Here is a 22,053-nt window from a genome sequence, read left to right on the forward strand (position 1 = left end):
TCATCCTCCTGGCGGGGCCGGTTGCGCGGCTTCCAGGAGTCCGGCGAGTTCCACCAGGTCGGTGCCGGTGAGGCGGGGCAGTACGCAGCCGGCCAGGGTGCGGCAGGCGTCGCGCCAGGACCGGGGGACCGCCGCGCCGCCGCCCAGCGCGCCGGTGAGCGCGCCCGTCAGGGCCGGGGCGGAGTCCGCGACCCGGGACAGGCAGGCGGCGGCGGGCAGCGCCCGCGCGAGACGGCCGTCCGCCGCGGTGGCCAGGGCGAGCGCGACCGGTACGGTCTCGGCGGCGGCGACGCCGTAGCTGTAGACGTGGTCGACGATCTGGTGCTCCAGCAGCGGCACCAGCTCGAACGCGTCCTCGCAGTCGGCCGTCAGCGCCAGCGCGTGCCGCGCGTTGCGGCCGATCTCGGTGCCCTCGGGCAGCTCGGCGAGGGCGGCCGAGACGCAGGTGCCGACCCCGGATCCGGCCAGGGCCAGGGCGAGCGCCGCCGCCATCGCGCGGGCGCCGTGCACGCCGTCGCCGTCCTGCGTGTAGCGGGCGTCGAACTCGGCGAGGTCGGCGGCGGCCCGGGGGTCTCCCGGGTGGGCGACGGCCAGGGCGCAGGCCCGTACGCAGGCCGCGTCGTCGAAGTAGTGCGGGTTGTCGTGGCCGGTGGCGGGCGGGCGCAGGCCGGTGGCGAGGTTGCCGAGGCCCGCCCGGACGGAGATGCGGGCCCGCAGCGGCAGCACCGCGGACTCGATCTCGGCGGCGCGTTCGGCCGCCGCCGCGACCTCGCCCGCCACGGCGTTCCAGGTGAGGTCGATCGCGGCCCGCATCCGGCGCTCCCGGCTCAGGTCGCCGAGCGCGCCGTCGTCCCCGGCCCGCAGCACCGCCTCCGCCGCGAACGCCGCCCACTCGGCGTCGTCGGAGGGGCCCAGGCGCAGCGGCTCGGGGGACTGGTTCAGGGCGACGGGGACGGGCAGCGTGGTGGTCGCGTTCTCCTCGGCGAAGGTGTCCAGCTCGCGGGTGAGCCGCCGGGTCCACTGCGGCATCCGGGCGGCCCGGTGCCGCGCGGCCGGCCACCCGGCGGCGTCGCCCGCCGCCAGCCCCAGCAGCAGTCCCTCGACCCGCCGCTGCCCGCTCACCGGCCGGCCTCGCCGTCGTCGCAGGTGAGGACGTAGGCGGCGGGGTCGGGGCGGCGCTCAGGAGGGGGCTCGACGGGGTCGTCCTGGGGTGTGCCGGCCGCCCGTGGGTCACCGCGGGGATGCGCGGGGGCGCCGACGCCGACAGGGGAGGAGGCGTCGGGGCACACGGGGGTGGACGGGACCGCGGCCGCTGCCGCGCCGGCGGGTGCCGGTGCGGGAAGGACCGGGTCCGGGCGGCGCTCGCCGGCGGGTTCGGGCTGACCGGTCTCCCGGGGGCCGGGGCGCCCGGCGGCGCCGGGGCGGGCGGGAGCGGCCGGGGCGCCCGGTGTGGCGGGGGCGGGGCAGGGGGCGCTCGTTGCCGGCGGGACGGAGGCGGTGGCGGAGGCGCTCGCCGCCACGGGTACGGGGGCGGCGGTGGTCGTCGGGGGTGCGGGCGGGGTGACGGTCGTGGTCAGGGGTGCGGGGGTGCCGGGAGGCGGAGGAGCGGGCGTGTCGTCCCCTGCGCCCGCGCCCGCGGCCGGGCGGGCGGGGGAGGCCGTGTGCCCGGCCGCGGCGGCCCGGGCCAGCAGCAGGTCGGCCACCTCCAGCACGTGCCGCCCGGCCACCGACGGCAGACAGCTGCCCCGGGCCGGGCCGATGGGGGACGCCCATTCCTCCGGGATGGCGGCCGCCCCCTGGGTCGCGCCGGCCAGGGCGCCCGCGACCGCGGCCGTGGTGTCGGCGTCGCGGCCCATGTTGACGGCGGTCAGCACGGCGTCGCGGAAGTCCCCGTCGGCGGCGGCGTACGCGCCGAAGGCGAGGGCGACCGCCTCGGGGGCGAGGTCGGACCACGGGTAGCCGGCGATGACGACGGCGGAGCGGACCGCGCGTTCGCCGCGGTGGGCGGCGGCCGTGGCGCGGCGCAGCGAGCGGGCCGTCCAGGAGTCTTCGGGGACGACGGCGAGCGCGGCGGCCACGACCGCGACCGGCGGCGCCCCCGCCATGGCCGCGGCGACGCCGGCCGCCACGGCCCGGCCGCCGTGGATGCCCTCGCCCTCGTGGCTGACGGAGCCGTCGACGGCCACCAGGCGGGCCGCCTCGGCGGGGCGTCCGGCGGCGAACACGCCGAAGGGTGCCGCCCGCATGGCCAGCCCGTCGCTCCAGGCGTGCCGGTGCTGTGCGGAGACCGGGGCGGCCAGGCCCCGGCGCAGGTTCTCCAGGGTGCCCCGCTCGCTGAAGCCCGCGCCGCGGAAGGGCGCCTCGGCGCGGACGGTGATGTGCTCGTGCCAGGCCGCTTCCACGTCGGCGGGGGTGAGGGCGGCGCCGTGCCGGGCGAGCAGCAGGCCGGAGAAGAGGGCGTACTCGGTGTCGTCGGTGCCGGCCGGGTGGTCGGTGACGTAGCCGGTGACGCGACCCCAGCGGGCGCGGATCTCGGAGGGCCTCAGGTTCTCGGCGGGCGCGCCGAGCGCATCCCCGACGGCCAGGCCGAGCAGCGCGCCGCGCGCGCGGTCCCGCAGGCGGGCCGGTGCGGCGCAGGCGGTCGATGCCATCGCGGACTCTCCTCTCCAGAGCTCCGCCGGTGACCGCGCGGAACGCGGCCCGGTCCCGCGCGGACCCCAGCGGCACGCCAGCGCCCCGCGCGGACGCCGGGCGGTCCGGCGGGCCCCGGCGGTCCTCACGGATCGCGGCACGCCACGCGAACGCCGGCGCACGCGCGCCCTCGCGGGCCCGCCCGGTCGCGCGGACTCCCGCGGCGACGCGGACGCCGGTACGTCCGCGTCGGCCCCGGGAACCGGCGGCCCCGGCGGGCAGGTGGACCGGCGGTCCCGGCGGGCTCCTCTGCGGAACTGTCCCCGGTCGCGGCCCCGACGCACCCTGAACCGCCTCAGCGTCACCCGTACGACATTTGTGCGTAGTCCTGCACGGATGAGCAAAGAACGGTAAAGCCCCAGGTTAGCCCAGCCTTTCCTTGCTGGCGTCGGTGAAATTTCCGGCGTAGGTTCGGTGTTGTCGAAAAGTAGAACCAGTCCAAAAGCAAGCCTTGCCTAAGCCCTGGGGGGACTCTCATGGCCATCCTCGACACCGAAGCGACCCTGCACGAGGCGCACCGCGACAACCACACGCACCGTGACGTGAACGGCGGCTGGCTGCGCCCGGCGGTCTTCGGCGCGATGGACGGCCTGGTCTCCAACCTCGCCCTGATGACCGGTGTCGCGGGCGGCGCCGTCAGCCGGCAGACCATCGTCCTCACCGGCCTCGCCGGCCTGGCCGCGGGCGCCTTCTCCATGGCGGCCGGCGAGTACACCTCCGTCGCCTCCCAGCGGGAGCTGGTCGAGGCCGAGCTGGACGTCGAGCGGCGCGAGCTGCGCAAGCACCCGCAGGACGAGGAGGACGAACTGGCCGCCCTGTACGCGGCGCGGGGCGTCGAGCCGGAACTGGCGCGGGAGGTGGCCCGCCAGCTGTCCCGGGACCCGGAGCAGGCCCTGGAGATCCACGCCCGCGAGGAGCTGGGCATCGACCCCGGCGACCTGCCCTCCCCGCTGGTCGCGGCCGTCTCCTCGTTCGGCTCCTTCGCGCTGGGCGCACTGCTGCCGCTGCTGCCCTACCTGCTGGGTGCCAGTGCGCTGTGGCCCGCCGTGCTGCTGGCCCTGATCGGCCTGTTCGCCTGCGGCGCGGTGGTGGCCAGGGTGACCGCGCGCACCTGGTGGTACAGCGGTTTGCGGCAGCTTGTCCTGGGTGGTGCCGCCGCCGGTGTGACGTACGTCCTGGGCACCCTGTTCGGAACGGCCGTAGGATGACGTGACTGGAACTTATGCAAGGGACCGCATAAGTAAGCCGTTACCCGCTGGTTTCGACCGTATGACCACCGGGCATGAGCCGTAAGCGCTGTGGGCAATGAGGCCCGCCGTGCACCCCTGGGACGGGTGGCGACGCCGCCCACCCCCGCCTACCGGCCCGGCCGAGGGCCAGGGATCCGAACGATTCCCGCCCCCGCCGGCCCCCGCACAGACCTCCACCGCCGGGCGCGGAAACCCCCCGCCGCCGACCCCGCGGTGTCCGCATGCTGGAACGGAGTATCCGGTTCCCGAGAACCGCTCCATCATGTAACCTGCACGAAATTTCGCACTTCACGCAGAGGGCCAACGTCGTCCCTCGGCACCAGCACATGCCAGATGACGACGACGGGAGAGCCGATGCGTACGCCGCGCCAGCCGTCCCAGCACTCCGCGAATGGCCAGAACTGGTCGTTCATGGATGCTCGCCCTGCTGCGCAGGGTATGTACGACCCCCGCGACGAACACGACGCCTGCGGCGTCGGATTCGTGGCCACCCTCACCGGCGAGGCGAGCCATGCGCTGGTCGAGCAGGCGCTCACGGTTCTGCGCAACCTGGAGCACCGCGGCGCCACCGGCTCCGAGCCCGACTCGGGCGACGGCGCCGGCATCCTCTCCCAGGTGCCCGACGCGTTCCTGCGCGAGGTGGCCGGATTCGAACTGCCCGCCGCCGGTGCCTACGCCGTCGGCATCGCCTTCCTGCCCGAGGACGGCACCGAGGACGCCGTCTCGCGCATCGAGACGATCGCCGCCGAGGAGGGCCTGACCGTCCTCGGCTGGCGCGAGGTCCCCGTGGCCCCCGCGCTGCTCGGCGCCACCGCCCGCTCCACCATGCCCGCCTTCCGCCAGCTGTTCGTCGGCGACGGCGTGAGCGAGGGCATCGCCCTGGACCGCAAGGCGTTCGTGCTGCGCAAGCGCGCCGAGCGCGAGGCGGGCGTCTACTTCCCCTCGCTGTCCGCGCGGACCATCGTCTACAAGGGCATGCTGACCACCGGCCAGCTCGAGCCCTTCTTCCCGGACCTGTCCGACCGCCGCTTCGCCTCCGCGATCGCGCTCGTGCACTCCCGGTTCTCCACGAACACCTTCCCGAGCTGGCCGCTCGCCCACCCCTACCGGTTCGTCGCCCACAACGGCGAGATCAACACCGTCAAGGGCAACCGCAACTGGATGCGCGCCCGCGAGTCCCAGCTCTCCTCGCAACTGTTCGGCGGCGACGGGAACCTGGAGCGGATCTTCCCGGTCTGCACCCCGGACGCCTCCGACTCCGCCTCCTTCGACGAGGTCCTCGAACTCCTGCACCTCGGCGGACGCTCGCTGCCGCACTCCGTGCTGATGATGATCCCGGAGGCGTGGGAGAACCACGAGTCCATGAACATCAAGGACTCGGCCCGCCGCGCGTTCTACGAGTACCACTCCACGATGATGGAGCCCTGGGACGGCCCGGCCTGCGTCACCTTCACCGACGGCACCCAGGTCGGCGCCGTCCTCGACCGCAACGGCCTGCGCCCCGGCCGCTACTGGGTCACCGACGACGGCCTCGTCGTCCTCGGCTCCGAGGTCGGCGTCCTCGACATCGACCCCGCCAAGGTCGTCCGCAAGGGCCGCCTGCAGCCCGGCCGCATGTTCCTCGTCGACACCGCCCAGCACCGCATCATCGAGGACGACGAGATCAAGGCGTCCCTCGCCGCCGAGCAGCCGTACGCCGAATGGCTCCAGGCCGGCGAGATCGAGCTGGGCGACCTGCCCGAGCGCGAGCACATCGTCCACACCCACGCCTCGGTCACCCGCCGCCAGCAGACCTTCGGCTACACCGAGGAAGAGCTGCGCGTCATCCTCGCCCCCATGGCCAAGACCGGCGCCGAGCCGATCGGCTCCATGGGCACCGACAGCCCCATCGCGGCCCTCTCCGAGCGGCCCCGCCTGCTCTTCGACTACTTCACCCAGCTGTTCGCGCAGGTCACCAACCCGCCGCTGGACGCCATCCGGGAAGAACTCGTCACCTCCCTGCGCTCCTCGCTCGGCCCGCAGGGCAACCTCCTGGACCCCACCGCGGCCTCCTGCCGCAGCGTCGTCCTGCCCTTCCCGGTGATCGACAACGACGAGCTGGCCAAGCTCATCCACATCAACGCCGACGGCGACATGCCCGGCTTCAAGGCCGCCACCCTCTCCGGCCTGTACCGGGTCTCCGGCGGCGGCCAGGCGCTGGCCGCCCGGATCGAGGAGATCTGCGCCGAGGCCGACGCCGCCATCGACAACGGCGCCCGCCTGATCGTCCTCTCCGACCGGCACTCCGACGCCGAGCACGCGCCGATCCCCTCGCTGCTGCTCACCGCCGCCGTCCACCACCACCTCATCCGCACCAAGCAGCGCACCCACGTGGGCCTGCTCGTCGAGGCCGGCGACGTCCGCGAGGTCCACCACGTCGCCCTGCTCATCGGCTACGGCGCCGCCGCCGTCAACCCCTACCTGGCGATGGAGTCCGTCGAGGACCTCGTCCGCGCCGGCACGTTCCTGCCGGGCATCGAACCCGAGAAGGCCATCCGCAACCTGATCTACGCCCTCGGCAAGGGCGTCCTGAAGGTCATGTCCAAGATGGGCATCTCCACGGTCGCCTCCTACCGCGGCGCCCAGGTCTTCGAGGCCGTCGGCCTGGACGACGCCTTTGTCGAGAAGTACTTCGACGGCACCACCACCAAGATCGGCGGCGTCGGCATCGACGTCATCGCCCAGGAGGTCGCCGCCCGCCACGCCAAGGCCTACCCCGTCTCCGGCATCGCCCCGGCGCACCGCGCCCTGGACATCGGCGGCGAGTACCAGTGGCGCCGCGAGGGCGAACCGCACCTGTTCGACCCGGAGACCGTCTTCCGCCTCCAGCACTCCACGCGCTCGGGCCGCTACGACATCTTCAAGAAGTACACCGACCGCGTGAACGAGCAGTCCGAGCGCCTCATGACGCTGCGCGGCCTGTTCGGCTTCACCTCCGACCGCGCCCCGATCCCCGTCGACGAGGTCGAGCCGGTCTCCGAGATCGTCAAGCGCTTCTCCACCGGCGCCATGTCGTACGGCTCCATCTCCAAGGAGGCGCACGAGACCCTCGCCATCGCCATGAACCAGCTGGGCGGCAAGTCCAACACCGGTGAGGGCGGCGAGGACCCCGACCGCCTGTACGACCCGGCGCGCCGCTCCGCGATCAAGCAGGTCGCCTCCGGCCGCTTCGGCGTCACCAGCGAGTACCTGGTCAACTCCGACGACATCCAGATCAAGATGGCCCAGGGCGCCAAGCCCGGCGAGGGCGGCCAGCTGCCCGGCCACAAGGTCTACCCCTGGGTGGCGAAGACCCGGCACTCCACGCCGGGCGTCGGCCTGATCTCCCCGCCGCCGCACCACGACATCTACTCCATCGAGGACCTCGCCCAGCTCATCCACGACCTGAAGAACGCCAACCCGGCCGCCCGCATCCACGTGAAGCTGGTCTCCGAGGTCGGCGTCGGCACGGTCGCGGCCGGCGTGTCCAAGGCCCACGCGGACGTCGTACTCATCTCCGGTCACGACGGCGGCACCGGTGCCTCGCCCCTGACGAGCCTCAAGCACGCGGGCGGCCCCTGGGAACTGGGCCTGGCCGAGACCCAGCAGACCCTCCTCCTCAACGGGCTGCGCGACCGGATCGTCGTCCAGACCGACGGCCAGCTCAAGACCGGCCGCGACGTCGTCATCGCCGCCCTGCTCGGCGCCGAGGAGTTCGGCTTCGCCACCGCCCCGCTCGTCGTCTCCGGCTGCGTCATGATGCGCGTCTGCCACCTCGACACCTGCCCCGTCGGCATCGCCACCCAGAACCCGGTGCTGCGCGACCGCTTCGCCGGCAAGGCCGAGCACGTGGTGAACTTCTTCAAGTTCATCGCCGAGGAGGTCCGCGAACTCCTCGCCGAACTCGGCTTCCGCTCCATCGAGGAGGCCGTCGGCCACGCCGAGATCCTCGACGTCACCCGCGCCGTCGACCACTGGAAGGCACAGGGCCTCGACCTGGCACCGCTCTTCCACGTGCCCGAGCTGCCCGAAGGCGCCGCCCGCCACCAGGTGATCACCCAGGACCACGGCCTGGAGAAGGCACTCGACAACGAGCTGATCAAGCTCGCCGCCGACGCCCTCGCCGCACCCGGGGCCACCGAGGCCCAGCCGGTGCGCGCCCAGGTCGCCATCCGCAACATCAACCGCACCGTCGGCACCATGCTCGGCCACGAGGTGACGAAGAAGTTCGGCGGCGCCGGTCTGCCCGACGACACCATCGACATCACCTTCACCGGCTCCGCCGGCCAGTCCTTCGGCGCCTTCCTCCCGCGCGGCATCACCCTGCGCCTGGAGGGCGACGCCAACGACTACGTCGGCAAGGGCCTGTCCGGCGGCCGCATCGTCGTCCGCCCCGACCGCGCCGCCGACCACCTCGCCGAGTACAGCGTCATCGCCGGCAACACCCTCGCCTACGGCGCCACCGGCGGCGAGATGTTCCTGCGCGGCCGCACCGGCGAACGGTTCTGCGTCCGCAACTCCGGCGCCCTCGTCGTCTCCGAGGGCGTGGGCGACCACGGCTGCGAGTACATGACCGGCGGCCACGCCGTCGTCCTCGGCGAGACCGGGCGCAACTTCGCGGCCGGCATGTCCGGCGGCATCGCCTACGTGATCGACCTGGACCGCGACCACGTCAACGCCGGCAACCTCGACGCCGTCGAGGCCCTGGACGAGACGGACCGGCAGTGGCTGCACGACGTCGTGCGCCGCCACGCCGAGGAGACCGGCTCCACCGTCGCCGAGAAGCTGCTCGCCGACTGGTCCGCCTCCGCCGACCGCTTCAGCAAGATCATCCCCCGTACGTACAAGGCAGTGCTCGCCGCCAAGGACGCCGCCGAGCGAGCCGGTCTGTCCGAGACCGAGATCACCGAGAAGATGATGGAGGCGGCGATCAATGGCTGACCCGAAGGGCTTTTTGAACCACGGCCGCGAGGTCGCCACGTCCCGCCCGGTCGAGGAGCGCAAGAAGGACTGGAACGAGGTCTACGTCCCCGGCTCCCTGCTGCCGATCATCTCCAAGCAGGCCAGCCGGTGCATGGACTGCGGCATCCCGTTCTGCCACAACGGCTGTCCGCTCGGAAACCTCATCCCCGAGTGGAACGACTACGCCTACCGCGAGGACTGGGCCGCCGCCCAGGAACGCCTGCACGCGACCAACAACTTCCCCGAGTTCACCGGTCGCCTCTGCCCGGCGCCCTGCGAGTCGGCGTGCGTGCTCGGCATCAACCAGCAGCCGGTCACCATCAAGAACGTCGAGGTCTCCATCATCGACAAGGCGTGGGAGACCGGGGACGTCGCCCCGCAGATCCCCGAGCGCCTGTCCGGCAAGACCGTCGCCGTCATCGGCTCCGGCCCGGCCGGCCTCGCCGCCGCCCAGCAGCTCACCCGGGCCGGCCACACCGTCGCCGTCTACGAACGCGCGGACCGCATCGGAGGCCTCCTGCGGTACGGCATCCCCGAGTTCAAGATGGAGAAGCGGCACATCAACCGCCGTATCGAGCAGATGCGCGCGGAAGGCACCCGCTTCCGCACCGGCGTCGAGGTCGGCCGCGACATCCTGGCCACGGACCTGAAGAAGCGCTACGACGCCGTCGTCATCGCCGCCGGCGCCACCACCGCCCGTGACCTGCCCGTGCCCGGCCGCGAACTGGCCGGCATCCACCAGGCCATGGAGTACCTGCCGCTGTCCAACAAGGTCCAGGAAGGCGACTACGTCACCGCGCCGATCTCGGCCGAGGGCAAGCACGTCGTCGTCATCGGCGGCGGCGACACCGGCGCCGACTGCGTGGGCACCGCCCACCGCCAGGGCGCCGCCTCCGTCACCCAGCTGGAGATCATGCCCCGCCCGAACGACGAGCGGCACCCGACCCACCAGCCCTGGCCGACCTTCCCGATCCTCTACAAGGTCACCTCGGCCCACGAAGAGGGCGGCGAGCGGATCTACTCCGCCTCCACCACCCACTTCGAGGGCGACGAGGACGGCAACGTACAGTGGCTGCACCTGGCCGAGGTCGAGTTCGCCGACGGCAAGCTCCACCAGAAGCCGGGCACCGAGCGGAAGATCCCCGCGCAGCTGGTCACCCTCGCCATGGGCTTCACCGGCACCGACCGCGCCAACGGCATGGTCGACCAGTTCGGCCTGGAACTCGACGAACGCGGTAACATCGCCCGCGACGCCGACTTCCAGACCAACGTGCCCGGAGTGTTCGTCGCCGGTGACGCGGGCCGCGGCCAGTCGCTCATCGTGTGGGCGATCGCCGAGGGCCGCTCGGCAGCCCGCGGTGCCGACCGGTACCTGACCGGTGCCAGCGACCTGCCGGCCCCGATCCGCCCGACGGACCGCGCGCTGACGGTCTGACCTGCGGCCACCACACAAAGACGTCCCGTACAACGGCGTACGGGCGGGTCATCTGGGGGGACCTCCCCCCAGACCCCCCGTGCCGGCGCCTGCCCGCCCGTCCCCGACCGGACAACAGGGCAGGCGCCGTCGCATGTCCCGAAACCATCCGCCGCGCCCCGGCGTCCTGCTTGCTGAACGACAGGGGAGGAGCAGGCGACATGGCCGCGATCAGTCTGAGCAAGGTGGAGGAGACCGCCCCCGCGCTGGTCAGCCTCTACAAGAGCGCCGAGACCTCACTCATCGAGCACGGGCTCGACGAACAGCGGGCCGCCGTGTACCTCGTCCTCGACCACTCCGGCTCCATGCGCCCCTACTACCGCGACGGCAGCGTGCAGGCCCTCGCCGACCGCGTGCTGTCCCTGTCCGCCCACCTGGACGACGACGGACGCGTCCCCGTGATCTTCTTCTCCACCGACGTCGACGCCGTCAGCGAGATCTCCCTCGACGACCACCGGGGCAGCATCCGGCGCATCGCCGCCGGCCTCGCCCACATGGGCCGCACCCACTACGAAGCCGCCATGGACGCCGTCATCGACCACTACCTCGACTGCGGCGCCACCGACCCGGCCCTGGTGATCTTCCAGACCGACGGCGCCCCCACCAGCAGGGCGGCCGCCGAACGCCACCTGTGCAAGGCCGCGAAACTCCCCCTCTTCTGGCAGTTCATCGGCTTCGGCGACGCCCGCAGCCACCAGTTCGACTTCCTGCGCCGGCTCGACGACCTGGCCGTACCCGGCAGGAGGATCGTCGACAACGCAGGCTTCTTCCCCGCCGGCCGCGCCCCGCGGCGCCTCACCGACGCCCGGCTCTACGACAGCCTCCTCGCCGAATTCCCCCTCTGGCTGACCGCGGCCCGCGCCCAGGGCATCGTCACCTGAGCACCTGAGCACCTGAGCACCTGAGCGTCACCACCGGCCCACCGGAACACCACGCCAGGACCTCGAAAGCTTCCGCCCGCGCCCCGCCCGGTCCCGGACGGCCGGCCCTAGGTGTCGCACTCCAGTACCGTCCGGCACAACCCGCACCGCGCCCGCACCCTGCCCCGTACCGGCACCCTGATCCGCTGATGACACGTCGGACACGGGAACGACACCCGCAGCGGACCGGAACCACCCGCCGTGAACGAGTACGGCACACCCGCCGCCGCCCCCGACCCCCGGCCGTGCTCCTGGGCGTACCGCCGCTCCCGCGCATAACGGCGGCGCCCCGCCCACCCCGCCGCCGTCAGCGGCGGCTGCCGCCCGTCCTCCCGCGCCCGCGCCAGACCCCTCACGTACGCCTCATAACCCTGCGCACTGGTGAACCACGTCGAAGGATCCTCCCCGAACACCAGCGCCCGCTTGCCCAGCACGTAACCGAACTCCTCCGGCGTGAGATAGCCCAGCTTCTGCGAGGACGCCCCGTCCTCCCGGAACGCGTCCAGCAGCAGCCAGCCCGCCCCCAGATACGTCGCCGCCGTGTCCGTCAGGATCTCGTTGTCCCGCGTCCCCGGGAACGACAGGTCCAGCCGGTGCAGATACACGTGCATCACCTCGTGCGCCAGCGCCGCCCCGATGTCCCTGCGATGCGTACGGAACCGGTCGTTCAGCTCGACGAAATACTCCGGGCCCGCCGTCAGCTCCACGTTCGCCGCATGCGTCATCTCCCGGAAACTCACGATCAGCCGCGCATCCGGCAACCCGTAGTGCCGCACCAGCTCACGGGCCACCCGCTGCGCCCCCAGATGCAGATCGTCACCGTCGCAGAACGCCACGTCCACCGGCGCCACACTCGTCGCGAACGTCAGCACCGTCTCATGCGACAACCGCCGGTACAGCGCCGTGATCGCGGCACGCACCGTCTCCAGATGCGGGAAGCCGTGCTCGACCGGTCCGCCGTCCGCCACGTCCGCACCCCCAAAGACGCCCCTGAACCCCTTCCCACTCTACGGCCCGCCCCCCTGAACGGCCCGCCCACCGGACACCCCCGGTCACGGGCCCGCCCACCCCGTAGGGTTGACCCCCATGACCACCAGCAGCACCGGAAACGGCGACGTCGACCCCGCCGTCCGCAAGGAACTCGCACGGCTGCGCGACAGCATCGACAACATCGACGCGGCCGTCGTCCACATGCTCGCCGAACGCTTCAAGGCCACCCAGCAGGTCGGCCACCTCAAGGCCGCCCACCAGCTCCCGCCCGCCGACCCGGCCCGCGAGGCCCGCCAGATCGCCCGCCTGCGCGGCCTGGCCGAGGACGCCAGACTCGACCCCGCCTTCGCCGAGAAGTTCCTCAACTTCATCATCGCCGAAGTCATCCGCCACCACGAACGCATCGCCGAGGACTCCGGCGACCGCCCCGCCACCACCAGCTGACCGACCCCCCGCGCGCGCCGGCCCCCCCGGCGCGCACACCCCCGCCCACGCCCCCGGCGCACCCCCGCACAGCCCGGCGACACCCCTCCCCGAGCCCGTCCCCCGAACCCCCTCGTGCCCCGCCCCCGCCATCAGGCAGCATGGCGTCCATGTCCGTACTCACGCGCGACGAAGCGCAGACCCGTGCCCAGCTCCTCGACGTCCACCACTACACCGTCGACCTCGACCTGACCGGCGGCGAGGACACCTTCGACTCCCGCACCGAGATCGGGTTCACCGTACGCACCGGCCCGGACGGCACAGGCAGCACGGACACCTTCGTCGAGCTGAAGCCCGCCGAACTGCGCTCCGCCACCCTCGACGGACACCCCCTCGACCCCACCGCCCTCACCGGCAACCGCCTCCCCCTGACCGGCCTCACCCCCGGCGCACACACCCTGCGCATCGACGCCCTCATGCGCTACTCCCGCACCGGCGAAGGCATGCACCGCTTCACCGACCCCTCCGACGGCGAGACCTACGTCTACACCCAGCTCTTCATGGAAGACGTCCAGCGCGTCTTCGCCGCCTTCGACCAGCCCGACCTCAAAGCCGTCTTCGACCTCACCGTCACCGCCCCCGACGGCTGGACCGTCCTCGCCAACGGCATCACCGAACACACCGGCGACGGCACCTGGAAAGCCGCCACCACCCCGCCCGTCTCCACCTACCTCGTCGCCGTCGCCGCCGGCCCCTGGCACTCCGTGCGCACCGAACACCGCGGCCTGCCCTTCGGCCTCCACTGCCGCCGCTCCCTCGCCCCCCACCTCGACGCCGACGCCGACGAGATCCTCGCCATCACCCGCGCCTGCTTCGACCGCTACCACGAGAAGTTCGACGAGCCCTACCCCTTCGACTCCTACGACCAGGCCTTCGTCCCCGAATTCAACGCCGGCGCCATGGAGAACCCCGGACTCGTCACCTTCCGCGACGAGTTCGTCTACCGCTCCGCCGTCACCGACACCGAACGCCAGACCCGCGCCATGGTCATCGCCCACGAAATGGCCCACATGTGGTTCGGCGACCTCGTCACCCTCAAGTGGTGGGACGACATCTGGCTCAACGAGTCCTTCGCCGAGTACATGGGCTACCAGACCACCGCCGAAGCCACCCGCTTCACCGGCACCTGGACCGACTTCGGCCTCTCCCGCAAATCCTGGGGCTACGACGCCGACCAGCGCCCCTCCACCCACCCCGTCGCCCCCGAGAACGTCGAGGACACCGCCTCCGCCCTCCTCAACTTCGACGGCATCTCCTACGCCAAGGGCGCCTCCGCACTGCGCCAGCTCGTCGCCTGGCTCGGCGAGAAGGACTTCCTCGCCGGCATCAACACCCACTTCGCCCGGCACAAGTTCGCCAACGCCACCCTCGCCGACTTCATCGACTCCCTCGCCTCCGCCACCGACCGCGACGTCCACGCCTGGGCCCAGGCCTGGCTGCGCACCACCGGCGTCGACACCCTCACCCCCCGCGTCGCCCCAGCCGCCGACGGCACCTGCACCCTCACCGTCGACCACCACGGCAGCCGCCCCCACCACATCACCGCGGGCCTCTACGACCAGGACCTCACCGACGAGGGACGCCTCACCCTGCGCACCCGCCTCCCCCTCGACATCCCGCACACCGCCCCCCACCCCATCGGCAAACGCCCCGCCCTGCTCGTCCTCAACGACGGCGACCTCACCTACGCCAAGATCCGCTTCGAACCCGAATCCTTCCGCGCCGTCCGCGAAAACCTGTCCGCACTGCCCGACCCGCTCACCCGCGCCGTCGTCTGGAACGCCCTGCGCGACGCCGTCCGCGACGGCGAACTCCCCGCCGGCACCTACCTCGACACCGCGCGCACCCACCTGCCCCACGAGAGCGACCTCGCCCTCGCCGAAGCCGTCCTCGCCTTCGCCCGCACCCACATCGCCGACCGCTACCTCACCCCCGGCCGGCGGCCCGCCGCGCTCGCCACCCTCACCGGCCTGTGCCGCGACCTCATCCGCCGCACCGAGGACGGCGACAACCCCGGCCTGCGCCTGATCGCCGTACGCCACTTCATCGACGTCGCCGCCCACCCCGACACCATCGCCGCCTGGCTCGCCGACGGCACCGTCCCCGGCGGACCCGAACTCGACCCCGAACTGCGCTGGCGCATCCTCGCCCGGCTCGCCGTCCTCGGCGCTACCGACGAGACCGCCATCGCCGCCGAACTGGACCGCGACCCCTCCGCCACCGGCCAGGAAGGCGCCGCCCACTGCCGCGCCGCCCTGCCCGACCCGGACGCCAAACGCGCCGCCTGGGACGCCATGTTCACCTCCGACGACCTGTCCAACTACCTGTTCACGGCCACCGCCAGGGGCTTCTGGCAGCCCGAACAGGCCGACCTCGTACGGGACTACGTACCGCGCTACTACGAGGACGCCGTCGCCGTCGCCGCCCGCCGCGGCCCCGCCATCGCCGACGCCGCCGCCCGCTGGGCCTTCCCCGCGCACGCCGTCGACGCCGAGACCCTCCGCCTGGGCGAGGCCTGCCTGGCCGGCGGCGACCCGGTCCCCTCCCTGCGCCGCAGGCTCGCCGACCAGCTCGACGACCTGGCCCGCGCACTGCGCGTCCGCCAGGCCCAGGAGACGGAACAGCCGCAGACCCCGGCGCAGGTGCCGCAGCCGTAGGAGGCACGAAGGCGGGCGTGAGCGCGGAGACGGGCGTGGGCGCGGTGGCCGGAGCCGGCGAAGGCGCCGACGCCGTCGCCCGCCGTCGCCGTCTCCGGGGGCGTACGACCGGGGCCTACGACCCGGGACGTACGACACACCTGGTCCCTGACGACGATGCGGAAGCTGATCGTCCTTCCTAGGCTCACAGACCTGAAGGGCGATCAGCCCGACACCAGCCCGAGCCACGGAGGAAACCGTGATCGTAGTCACCGGCGCCACCGGAAACGTCGGCCGTGCCCTCGTCGAGCGCCTCGCCGCCGCCGACCGGCCCGTGCGGGCGCTGACCCGCGACCCGCAGCGGGCCGACCTGCCCGGACACGCCGAGGTGGTCCGGTTCCAGCCGGACGACCCGGCCGCCCTGTTCACCGGGGCGAGCGGACTCTTCCTCTACGTCCAGGCCGCCGGCGACCGCACCGCCGAGTTCCTCGCGGCGGCGCGCGAGGCGGGCGTCCGGCACGTGGTGTTCCTGTCCTCCGCCATCATCCACGAGGGCGCGGACGAGACCCACCCCATCCACGTCATGCACGCCGGCGTGGAACGGGCCGTCCGCGACAGCGGCCTGGAATGGACGTTCCTGCGCCCGGGCGCCTTCGCCACCAACGCCTTCCAGTGGGCCGCGCAGATCCGCGCCGGGGACACCGTCCGCGGAGTCTTCGGGAACGGCAGGAGCGCGCCCATCCACGAGGACGACATCGCCGCCGTCGCCGAACGCGCCCTCCTGGACGGCGGCCACGAGGGCGCTGTCCACCGCCTCACCGGACCCGAGGCCATCAGCAACGCCGACCAGGTCGCGGCGATCGGCCACGCCCTCGGCCGGGAGCTGACCTTCACCGAGGTGCCGCCCGAGGAGGCCGGACCCGAACTCTTCCCGCACGTCCCGCCGCACGCGCTGCAGGGCCTGCTGAACACCCTGCGCGACTCCGTCGGCGCGACCCCCGAGATCACCGACACCGTGGAGAAGATCACCGGCACCCCGGCCCGCACCTTCGCCCGGTGGGCGAAGGACCACACGGCGGACTTCCGCGCCTGACCCCAGCCGGGGGCTGAGCGCAATCGGGGGAGTGCGGGGGCGAGGGCGCCGGGGCTGAGCGCAACCGGGGGAGTGCGGGGGCGAGGGCGCCGGGGGCTGAGCGCAATCGGGGGAGTGCGGGGGCGAGGGCGCCGGGGGCTGAGCGCAACCGGGAGTGGGGGACGAGGGGCGCCGGGGCCCGGCCGGCTGGGGGCGAGGGGGCGCAAGGAGCTAAGGGTCCTGGGACCCGCGTTCGTCCAGGGACGAACGGGAGTCCCCGCACGCCCGGCGCTCGGTCGCTGCGGCCGAGCGCCTGCCGCCCGGGCCCCGCGCGCTCCTTGCGTGGCAATACCACTTCCGGGTTCCGGTCGTTGGACTTTCCGGGCACCACGGACTCCAGGCGGACAAGCCGGGCGCCCCGCCCCGCGCACCCCGGAGGACGACCCAGGAGGACGCCCCATGGGTACTCCGCACCCGCCCGCACCCCCAGTAGCGCCAGTACCGCCGACAGCTCCAGCACCGTCTGCACCGCCAGTACCGCCTGAGCCGCCGGCCCCTCAAGACCCGGTAGGCCAGCAGGCCTCGCCCGAGGCTCAGCCCTCGGCACGTTCGCAGGTCTCGCCGGACCCACAAGTCTCGTCACGCGACTCAGCCTCACGACCGGACCCGCAAGCCTCACCGGAAGCTCAGGCTTCCCCGGCCCCGCAAGACACGGCAGACCCGCAGGCCTCGCCCGAGGCAAAGGCACCGCCACACCCGCACGCCTCACGCCGCCCGCACAGCCCGCCACCGCCCGCCCCGCTCGCCTCCGGCCCCGGCGGCACCCACGCCCTGCGGCCCCTGCTCGACACCGTGCTCGGCGCACTCGACAGCGGACGGCGCGCCCGCGGCGGCCCCCTCCCCGCCGGCGGCCCCGACGCCGTCGCCGCCCGGGTCCGTGCCGCGGCCGGCGACCTCCTCCCCGACCACGGCGACCCCGACGCCCTGCGCGTCCTCGTGCACGCCCTCGCAGAAGGCGCCGCCGACCCCGCCGACCCACTCTGCGCCGCCCACCTGCACTGCCCGCCCCTCGCCGTCGCCACCGCCGCCGACCTCGCCGCCAGCGCCCTCAACCCCTCCCTCGACTCCTGGGACCAGGCCCCCGCCGCCTCCGTACTCGAAACCCTCGTCACCCACACCCTGGCCCGGCAGGCAGGACTCGCCGACGCCCTCGTCACCACCGGCGGCACCGAGTCCAACCACCTCGCCCTCCTCCTCGCCCGCGAGACCCACCCCGGCGGCATCCGGCTCCTGTACGGCGCCAACGCCCACCACTCCCTGCCCCGCGCCGCCTGGCTCCTCGGCCTGCCCGAACCCCTGATCGTCCCCGCACCCGCCGGCACCCTCGACCCCGCCGCCCTCCACGCGGCCCTCACCGGCCTCGGCGGCCCCCGCACCCCCCTCCTCGTCGCCGCCACCGCCGGAACCACCGACGCCGGCCTCATCGACCCGCTCCCCGAGATCGCCGCCCTCTGCGCCGCCCACGGCGCCCGCCTGCACATCGACGCCGCACACGGCGGCGGCCTCCTCTTCAGCGACCGCCACCGCCACCGCCTCACCGGCCTCGACGCCGCCCACACCGTCACCCTCGACCTGCACAAACTCGGCTGGCAGCCCGTCGCCGCCGGACTCCTCGCCGTTCGCGACCCCGCCGACCTCACCGCCCTGCACCAGCACGCCGACTACCTCAACGCCGACGACGACACCGAAGCCGGCCTCCCCGACCTCCTCGGCCGCTCCCTGCGCACCACCCGCCGCCCCGACATCCTCAAGATCGCCGTCACCCTCAAGACCCTCGGCCGCAGCGGCCTCGGCGCCCTCGTCGACCAGGTCTGCGCCCTCGCCCGCACCTTCGCCGACCTGATCGAGGACCACCCCCGCTTCGAACTCCACGACCGCCCCACCATCAGCACCGTCCTCTTCCGGCCCGCCCACGCCACCGACGACACCGTCGCCGCACTGCGCCGCGGACTGCTCACCGACGGCCGCGCCGTCCTCGGCCGCGCCCGCCTCGGCGGCCGGCTCTGGCTCAAAGCCACCCTCCTCAACCCCCGCACCCGCCCCGCCGACCTGGCCACCCTCCTCGAACTGGTGGAAGGAACCACCCCCCGATGAACCACCCGGACACCCCCGCACCGCCCCTGCGCCACACCCCCGCCACCCCCCGCGACCTGGTCGGCATCGGCATCGGACCGTTCAACCTCTCCCTCGCCGCCCTCGCCCACCCCCTCACCGGACTGTCCACCGCCTTCTACGAACAACGCCCCGGCTTCAACTGGCACCCCGGACTCCTCCTCGACGGCGCCCGCATCCAGGTCCCCTTCCTCGCCGACCTCGTCACCCTCGCCGACCCCACCAGCCACTGGACCTTCCTCAACTACCTCAGATCCCGCGAACGGCTCTTCCCCTTCTACTTCGCCGAACACCTCCACATCCAGCGCGCCGAATACGACGCCTACTGCCGCTGGGTCTCCGACAACCTCCCCGCCCTCCACTACGGCCACCAGGTCGACGCCGTCCGCTGGAACGCCGAACACGCCCTGTTCGAAGTCGACTTCACCCAACTCGACACCGACGGCGAAGCAGAAGCCCTCGGCCGCACCTACACCCGCAACATCGCCATCGGCATCGGCACCGAACCCCACGTCCCCGAACCCCTGCGGCCCCTCGCGAGCGCCCCCGGCACCCCCGTCGTCCACGCCGCCGACTACCTCGACCACCGCGACACACTCCTCGCCGCCGGCCACGTCACCGTCGTCGGCTCAGGCCAGTCCGGCGCCGAAGTCTTCCTCGACCTGCTCCGCGCCCGCCCCGCGGGCCGCGAACGCCTCCACTGGATCGGCCGCACCCAGGCCTTCGCCCCCATGGAGTACTCCAAGCTCGGCCTGGAACACTTCACCCCCGACTACACCCGCTACTTCCACGCCCTGCCCGAACCCGTCCGCGACCGCCTCGTCCCCGCCCAATGGCAGCTCCACAAGGCCGTCGACGCCGACACCCTCGCCGCCATCCACGACGAGCTCTACCGCCGCACCCTCCACGGCGGCTGGCCCGACACCACCCTCACCCCCGGCGTCCGCGTCCGCACCGCCGGCCGCGTCGCCGGCACCAAAATCGAACTCCACCTCGAACACGCCGAGCAGGGTGCCCGCAGCAGCCTCACCACCGACGCCGTCGTCCTCGCCACCGGCTACCGGCCCCGCCCCCTCAGCCCCCTCCTCACCGCCCTCGACCCCTACATCCACCGCGACACCGGCGAACGCCCCAGCATCGACGAGCACTACCGCCTCGTCCTCGACCCCGCCATCACCACCGCCGGCTGCCACATCTACGTCCAGAACGCCGAACACCACACCCACGGCGTCGGCACACCCGACCTCGGCCTCGCCGCCTGGCGCAGCGCCACCATCCTCAACACCGTCACCGCGAAAACCACCTACCCGCTGCCCGCCCGCACCGCCTTCACCACCTTCGGACTGCAACGGCAACGGCCCCAGATCCCACCCGCACACCAGCTCAGGGCACTCACCCCCCTGGCAGACGGAATCTGAGGCCGCTCCGCACCACCGGACCACCGGACCGACGGACCACCGGACCATCCGCGCACCGGTCAGCACACCGGCGTACGGTCCAGAACACCCGCGTACGGCCCAGGACCCGGCGTACCGATCACAACCGGCCTACCCGTCAGAACACCGGCGCACCGTCCCGCGTCAGCCGCCAGTCCACCGACGCGAAGTCCTTCGGATCCAGCACACCCTTCGCCGTCACCCACTCGGCGATCCGCGTCCGGATCTCCGTCGACTCCGACCACAACTCCTTCGCCGACGCCACATGCGGGAACGCCCCACCACCATTGGCCCGGTAGTTGTTCACCGCCAGCACGAACTGCTGCGCGTCATCCAGCGCCGCACCCCGGTACGTCAGGTTCCTGATCCGCGAACCGGCAGGCTGCGCGATGTCGATGTCGTACGCCAGCCCCGACACGTAGTCGTAGTTGTAGTCCGGACGGCCCCCCGCGTTCGTCAGCTTCTCCACGTCCACCGCCGCACCCGCCGCCGTCTGCACGAAGTACCCCGCCGAGTACTCCAGGTACGCCCGCACCTGCGCACCCGTCATCAGCTTCGCCACCAGCGTGTTGTCATACACGTACAGGCTCGACAGGTCCCGGATCGTCACGTCCCCCGCGTGGATCTCCGACGTCCGCGAGAACGGCGACGCCTGCGCGATCACCGGCAGCGCCGCATACGCGGTACCCGCCAGCGCCGACCGCACCACGTCCTCCTGCACCTTCGTGATCAGGTCGATGATCGGCGCGTCCTTGTACCGCGCCTCCACCGTCGTCAGCGTCTGCGTCGCCCGGCCCACCACCTGATTGACGTACCCCACGACCTTCTCGTGCTCGTCCGCCAGCAGCCTGCTGATCCGCGGATCGTCCGCCACCGTGTTCGAGTTGCGCAGCGACGCCGAGACCGACTCCACCTCCCACCGGCCCCGCGCGAACACCAGCTCGATGTCGAACAGCGTCAACCGCTCCGCGAAACACAACGGCTCCGACAGCACCACCGTCCGCCCCGACTTCTCGTTGACGACCTTCAGCTCCGGAATCTCCAGATGCGCGTGCCCCACCAGAATCGCGTCGATACCCGGCACCTGCCGCGCCACGTTCGCCGCCGCGTCCTCCACGTACGGCAACTGGTCACCGTACGACGACTGACCCGACGTACCCGAATGCGCCGACACGATCACCACGTCCGCACCCATCGAACGCAGCTTCGGCACCCACTTCGCCGCCTGCTCCTCCAGACCCGGGAACGTCAACTTGCCCTGCACATAGGCCTTGTCCCAGATGGCGATCCCCGGGTTCGTCAGCCCCAGCACGGCCACCTTCACCGGCCGGGCCCCGTGCACCCGGAACTCCTTCATCACGTACGGCGCGAAAGCCGGCCGCTGCGTCCTCGCGTCCAGCGCGTTCGCACCCAGCAACGGGAAGTCGCACTGCTGCTCGAACTTCCGCAGCGTCTCGATACCGTAGTTGAACTCGTGGTTGCCCAGCGCCGCCGCGTCGTACCCGATCGCGTTCATCGCCTGCGCCATCGGGTGCAGCGGACCACCCTGCGCGGTGATCGGGTCCACCTTCGCGTAGTAGTACGTCAGCGGAGTGCCCTGGATCGTGTCACCCGCGTCGATGAGCAGCGTGTTCTGCCGCCCCTTCTCCGCACGCACCTGGTCCACCAGCGTCGAGATACGCGCCAGACCCTGCGCGTTGCCCGCCGCGTCCTTGTACTCCCCGTCCTTGAAATAATCCCAGTTGAAGACGTGCCCGTGCAGGTCCGTCGTACCCATCACGGTCAGCGAGTACCGCTTGGGGTGCGGGCCCCGCCCGTGCCCGGGACCGTGCGCCGGAGCCGCGGCCTGCGCCGCCGGAGCCGCCGCCGCACCCGTCAGCGCCACCCCCGCCCCGGTCACGGCGGACTTCTTCAGGAACTTCCGGCGGTTCAACGCCATGTCAGGCACT

At 72.8% G+C, this 22,053-nt stretch carries 13 protein-coding genes and 1 pseudogene; 9 read left to right on the forward strand and 5 right to left on the reverse strand.

All coding sequences use genetic code 11. The features are described from left to right. Together ABZ719_RS02915 and ABZ719_RS02920 are read right to left on the reverse strand one after the other, a co-directional pair. Positions 1-1,122 (reverse strand): ADP-ribosylglycohydrolase family protein, encoded by a 1,122-nt coding sequence (locus tag ABZ719_RS02915; protein ID WP_366723465.1) that lies wholly within the window; start codon positions 1,120-1,122, stop codon positions 1-3. Positions 1,123-1,685: 563 nt separating this feature from the next. Further along, positions 1,686-2,651: pseudogene (locus ABZ719_RS02920) on the reverse strand (ADP-ribosylglycohydrolase family protein); the annotation flags it as partial. 516 nt (positions 2,652-3,167) lie between these two features. On the opposite strand from ABZ719_RS02920, the gene ABZ719_RS02925 reads away from it, so the two are divergent. Next, complete coding sequence (locus ABZ719_RS02925) at positions 3,168-3,899, forward strand: VIT1/CCC1 transporter family protein (protein ID WP_366723466.1); 732 nt, start codon at positions 3,168-3,170, stop codon at positions 3,897-3,899. Positions 3,900-4,201: 302 nt separating this feature from the next. On the opposite strand, the gene ABZ719_RS02930 is transcribed toward ABZ719_RS02925, so the two are convergent. After that, complete coding sequence (locus ABZ719_RS02930) at positions 4,202-4,354, reverse strand: hypothetical protein (protein ID WP_158771722.1); 153 nt, start codon at positions 4,352-4,354, stop codon at positions 4,202-4,204. 25 nt (positions 4,355-4,379) lie between these two features. Between ABZ719_RS02930 and gltB the strand changes: the two genes are divergently transcribed. The 3 genes from gltB to ABZ719_RS02945 all read left to right on the forward strand — a co-directional run bounded on the left by gltB (position 4,380) and on the right by ABZ719_RS02945 (position 11,276). Beyond that, on the forward strand, positions 4,380-8,900 hold the full coding sequence (gltB, locus tag ABZ719_RS02935) for a glutamate synthase large subunit (RefSeq protein WP_366723467.1): 4,521 nt from the start codon (positions 4,380-4,382) through the stop codon (positions 8,898-8,900). Further along, positions 8,893-10,356 (forward strand): glutamate synthase subunit beta, encoded by a 1,464-nt coding sequence (locus ABZ719_RS02940; RefSeq protein ID WP_366723468.1) that lies wholly within the window; start codon positions 8,893-8,895, stop codon positions 10,354-10,356. Before gltB ends, ABZ719_RS02940 begins: the two co-directional genes overlap by 8 nt. A gap of 200 nt (positions 10,357-10,556) precedes the next feature. Next, positions 10,557-11,276, forward strand: coding sequence for a VWA domain-containing protein (locus ABZ719_RS02945; protein ID WP_366723469.1), 720 nt, complete (start codon positions 10,557-10,559; stop codon positions 11,274-11,276). 107 nt (positions 11,277-11,383) lie between these two features. Here ABZ719_RS02945 and ABZ719_RS02950 read toward each other — a convergent pair whose 3' ends face one another. Continuing rightward, positions 11,384-12,283 carry a hypothetical protein gene (locus tag ABZ719_RS02950; protein ID WP_366723470.1) on the reverse strand — a complete coding sequence of 300 codons (900 nt, stop codon included), beginning with the start codon at positions 12,281-12,283 and terminating at the stop codon, positions 11,384-11,386. Between the two features lie 118 nt (positions 12,284-12,401). On the opposite strand from ABZ719_RS02950, the gene ABZ719_RS02955 reads away from it, so the two are divergent. From ABZ719_RS02955 to ABZ719_RS02975, 5 genes are all read left to right on the forward strand, one after another. After that, entirely contained in the window at positions 12,402-12,749 is a 348-nt protein-coding gene (locus tag ABZ719_RS02955) for a chorismate mutase (protein WP_366723471.1), read from the forward strand. Between the two features lie 149 nt (positions 12,750-12,898). Further along, positions 12,899-15,445, forward strand: coding sequence for an aminopeptidase N (gene pepN / locus ABZ719_RS02960; RefSeq protein WP_366723472.1), 2,547 nt, complete (start codon positions 12,899-12,901; stop codon positions 15,443-15,445). 238 nt (positions 15,446-15,683) lie between these two features. Continuing rightward, positions 15,684-16,517 (forward strand): NAD(P)H-binding protein, encoded by an 834-nt coding sequence (locus ABZ719_RS02965; protein WP_366723473.1) that lies wholly within the window; start codon positions 15,684-15,686, stop codon positions 16,515-16,517. A gap of 831 nt (positions 16,518-17,348) precedes the next feature. Further along, entirely contained in the window at positions 17,349-18,650 is a 1,302-nt protein-coding gene (locus ABZ719_RS02970; protein WP_366723474.1) for an aminotransferase class V-fold PLP-dependent enzyme, read from the forward strand. Further along, a complete protein-coding gene (locus ABZ719_RS02975; protein ID WP_366723475.1) occupies positions 18,647-20,086 on the forward strand; it encodes a SidA/IucD/PvdA family monooxygenase in 1,440 nt (479 codons plus the stop codon). Before ABZ719_RS02970 ends, ABZ719_RS02975 begins: the two co-directional genes overlap by 4 nt. A 136-nt stretch (positions 20,087-20,222) precedes the next feature. On the opposite strand, the gene ABZ719_RS02980 is transcribed toward ABZ719_RS02975, so the two are convergent. Beyond that, on the reverse strand, positions 20,223-22,043 hold the full coding sequence (locus ABZ719_RS02980) for a 5'-nucleotidase C-terminal domain-containing protein (RefSeq protein ID WP_366723476.1): 1,821 nt from the start codon (positions 22,041-22,043) through the stop codon (positions 20,223-20,225). Between the last annotated feature and the right edge of the window lie 10 nt (positions 22,044-22,053).

Origin of the sequence: Streptomyces sp. NPDC006743 (assembly GCF_040703815.1) — a bacterium.
Lineage (GTDB): Bacteria > Actinomycetota > Actinomycetes > Streptomycetales > Streptomycetaceae > Streptomyces.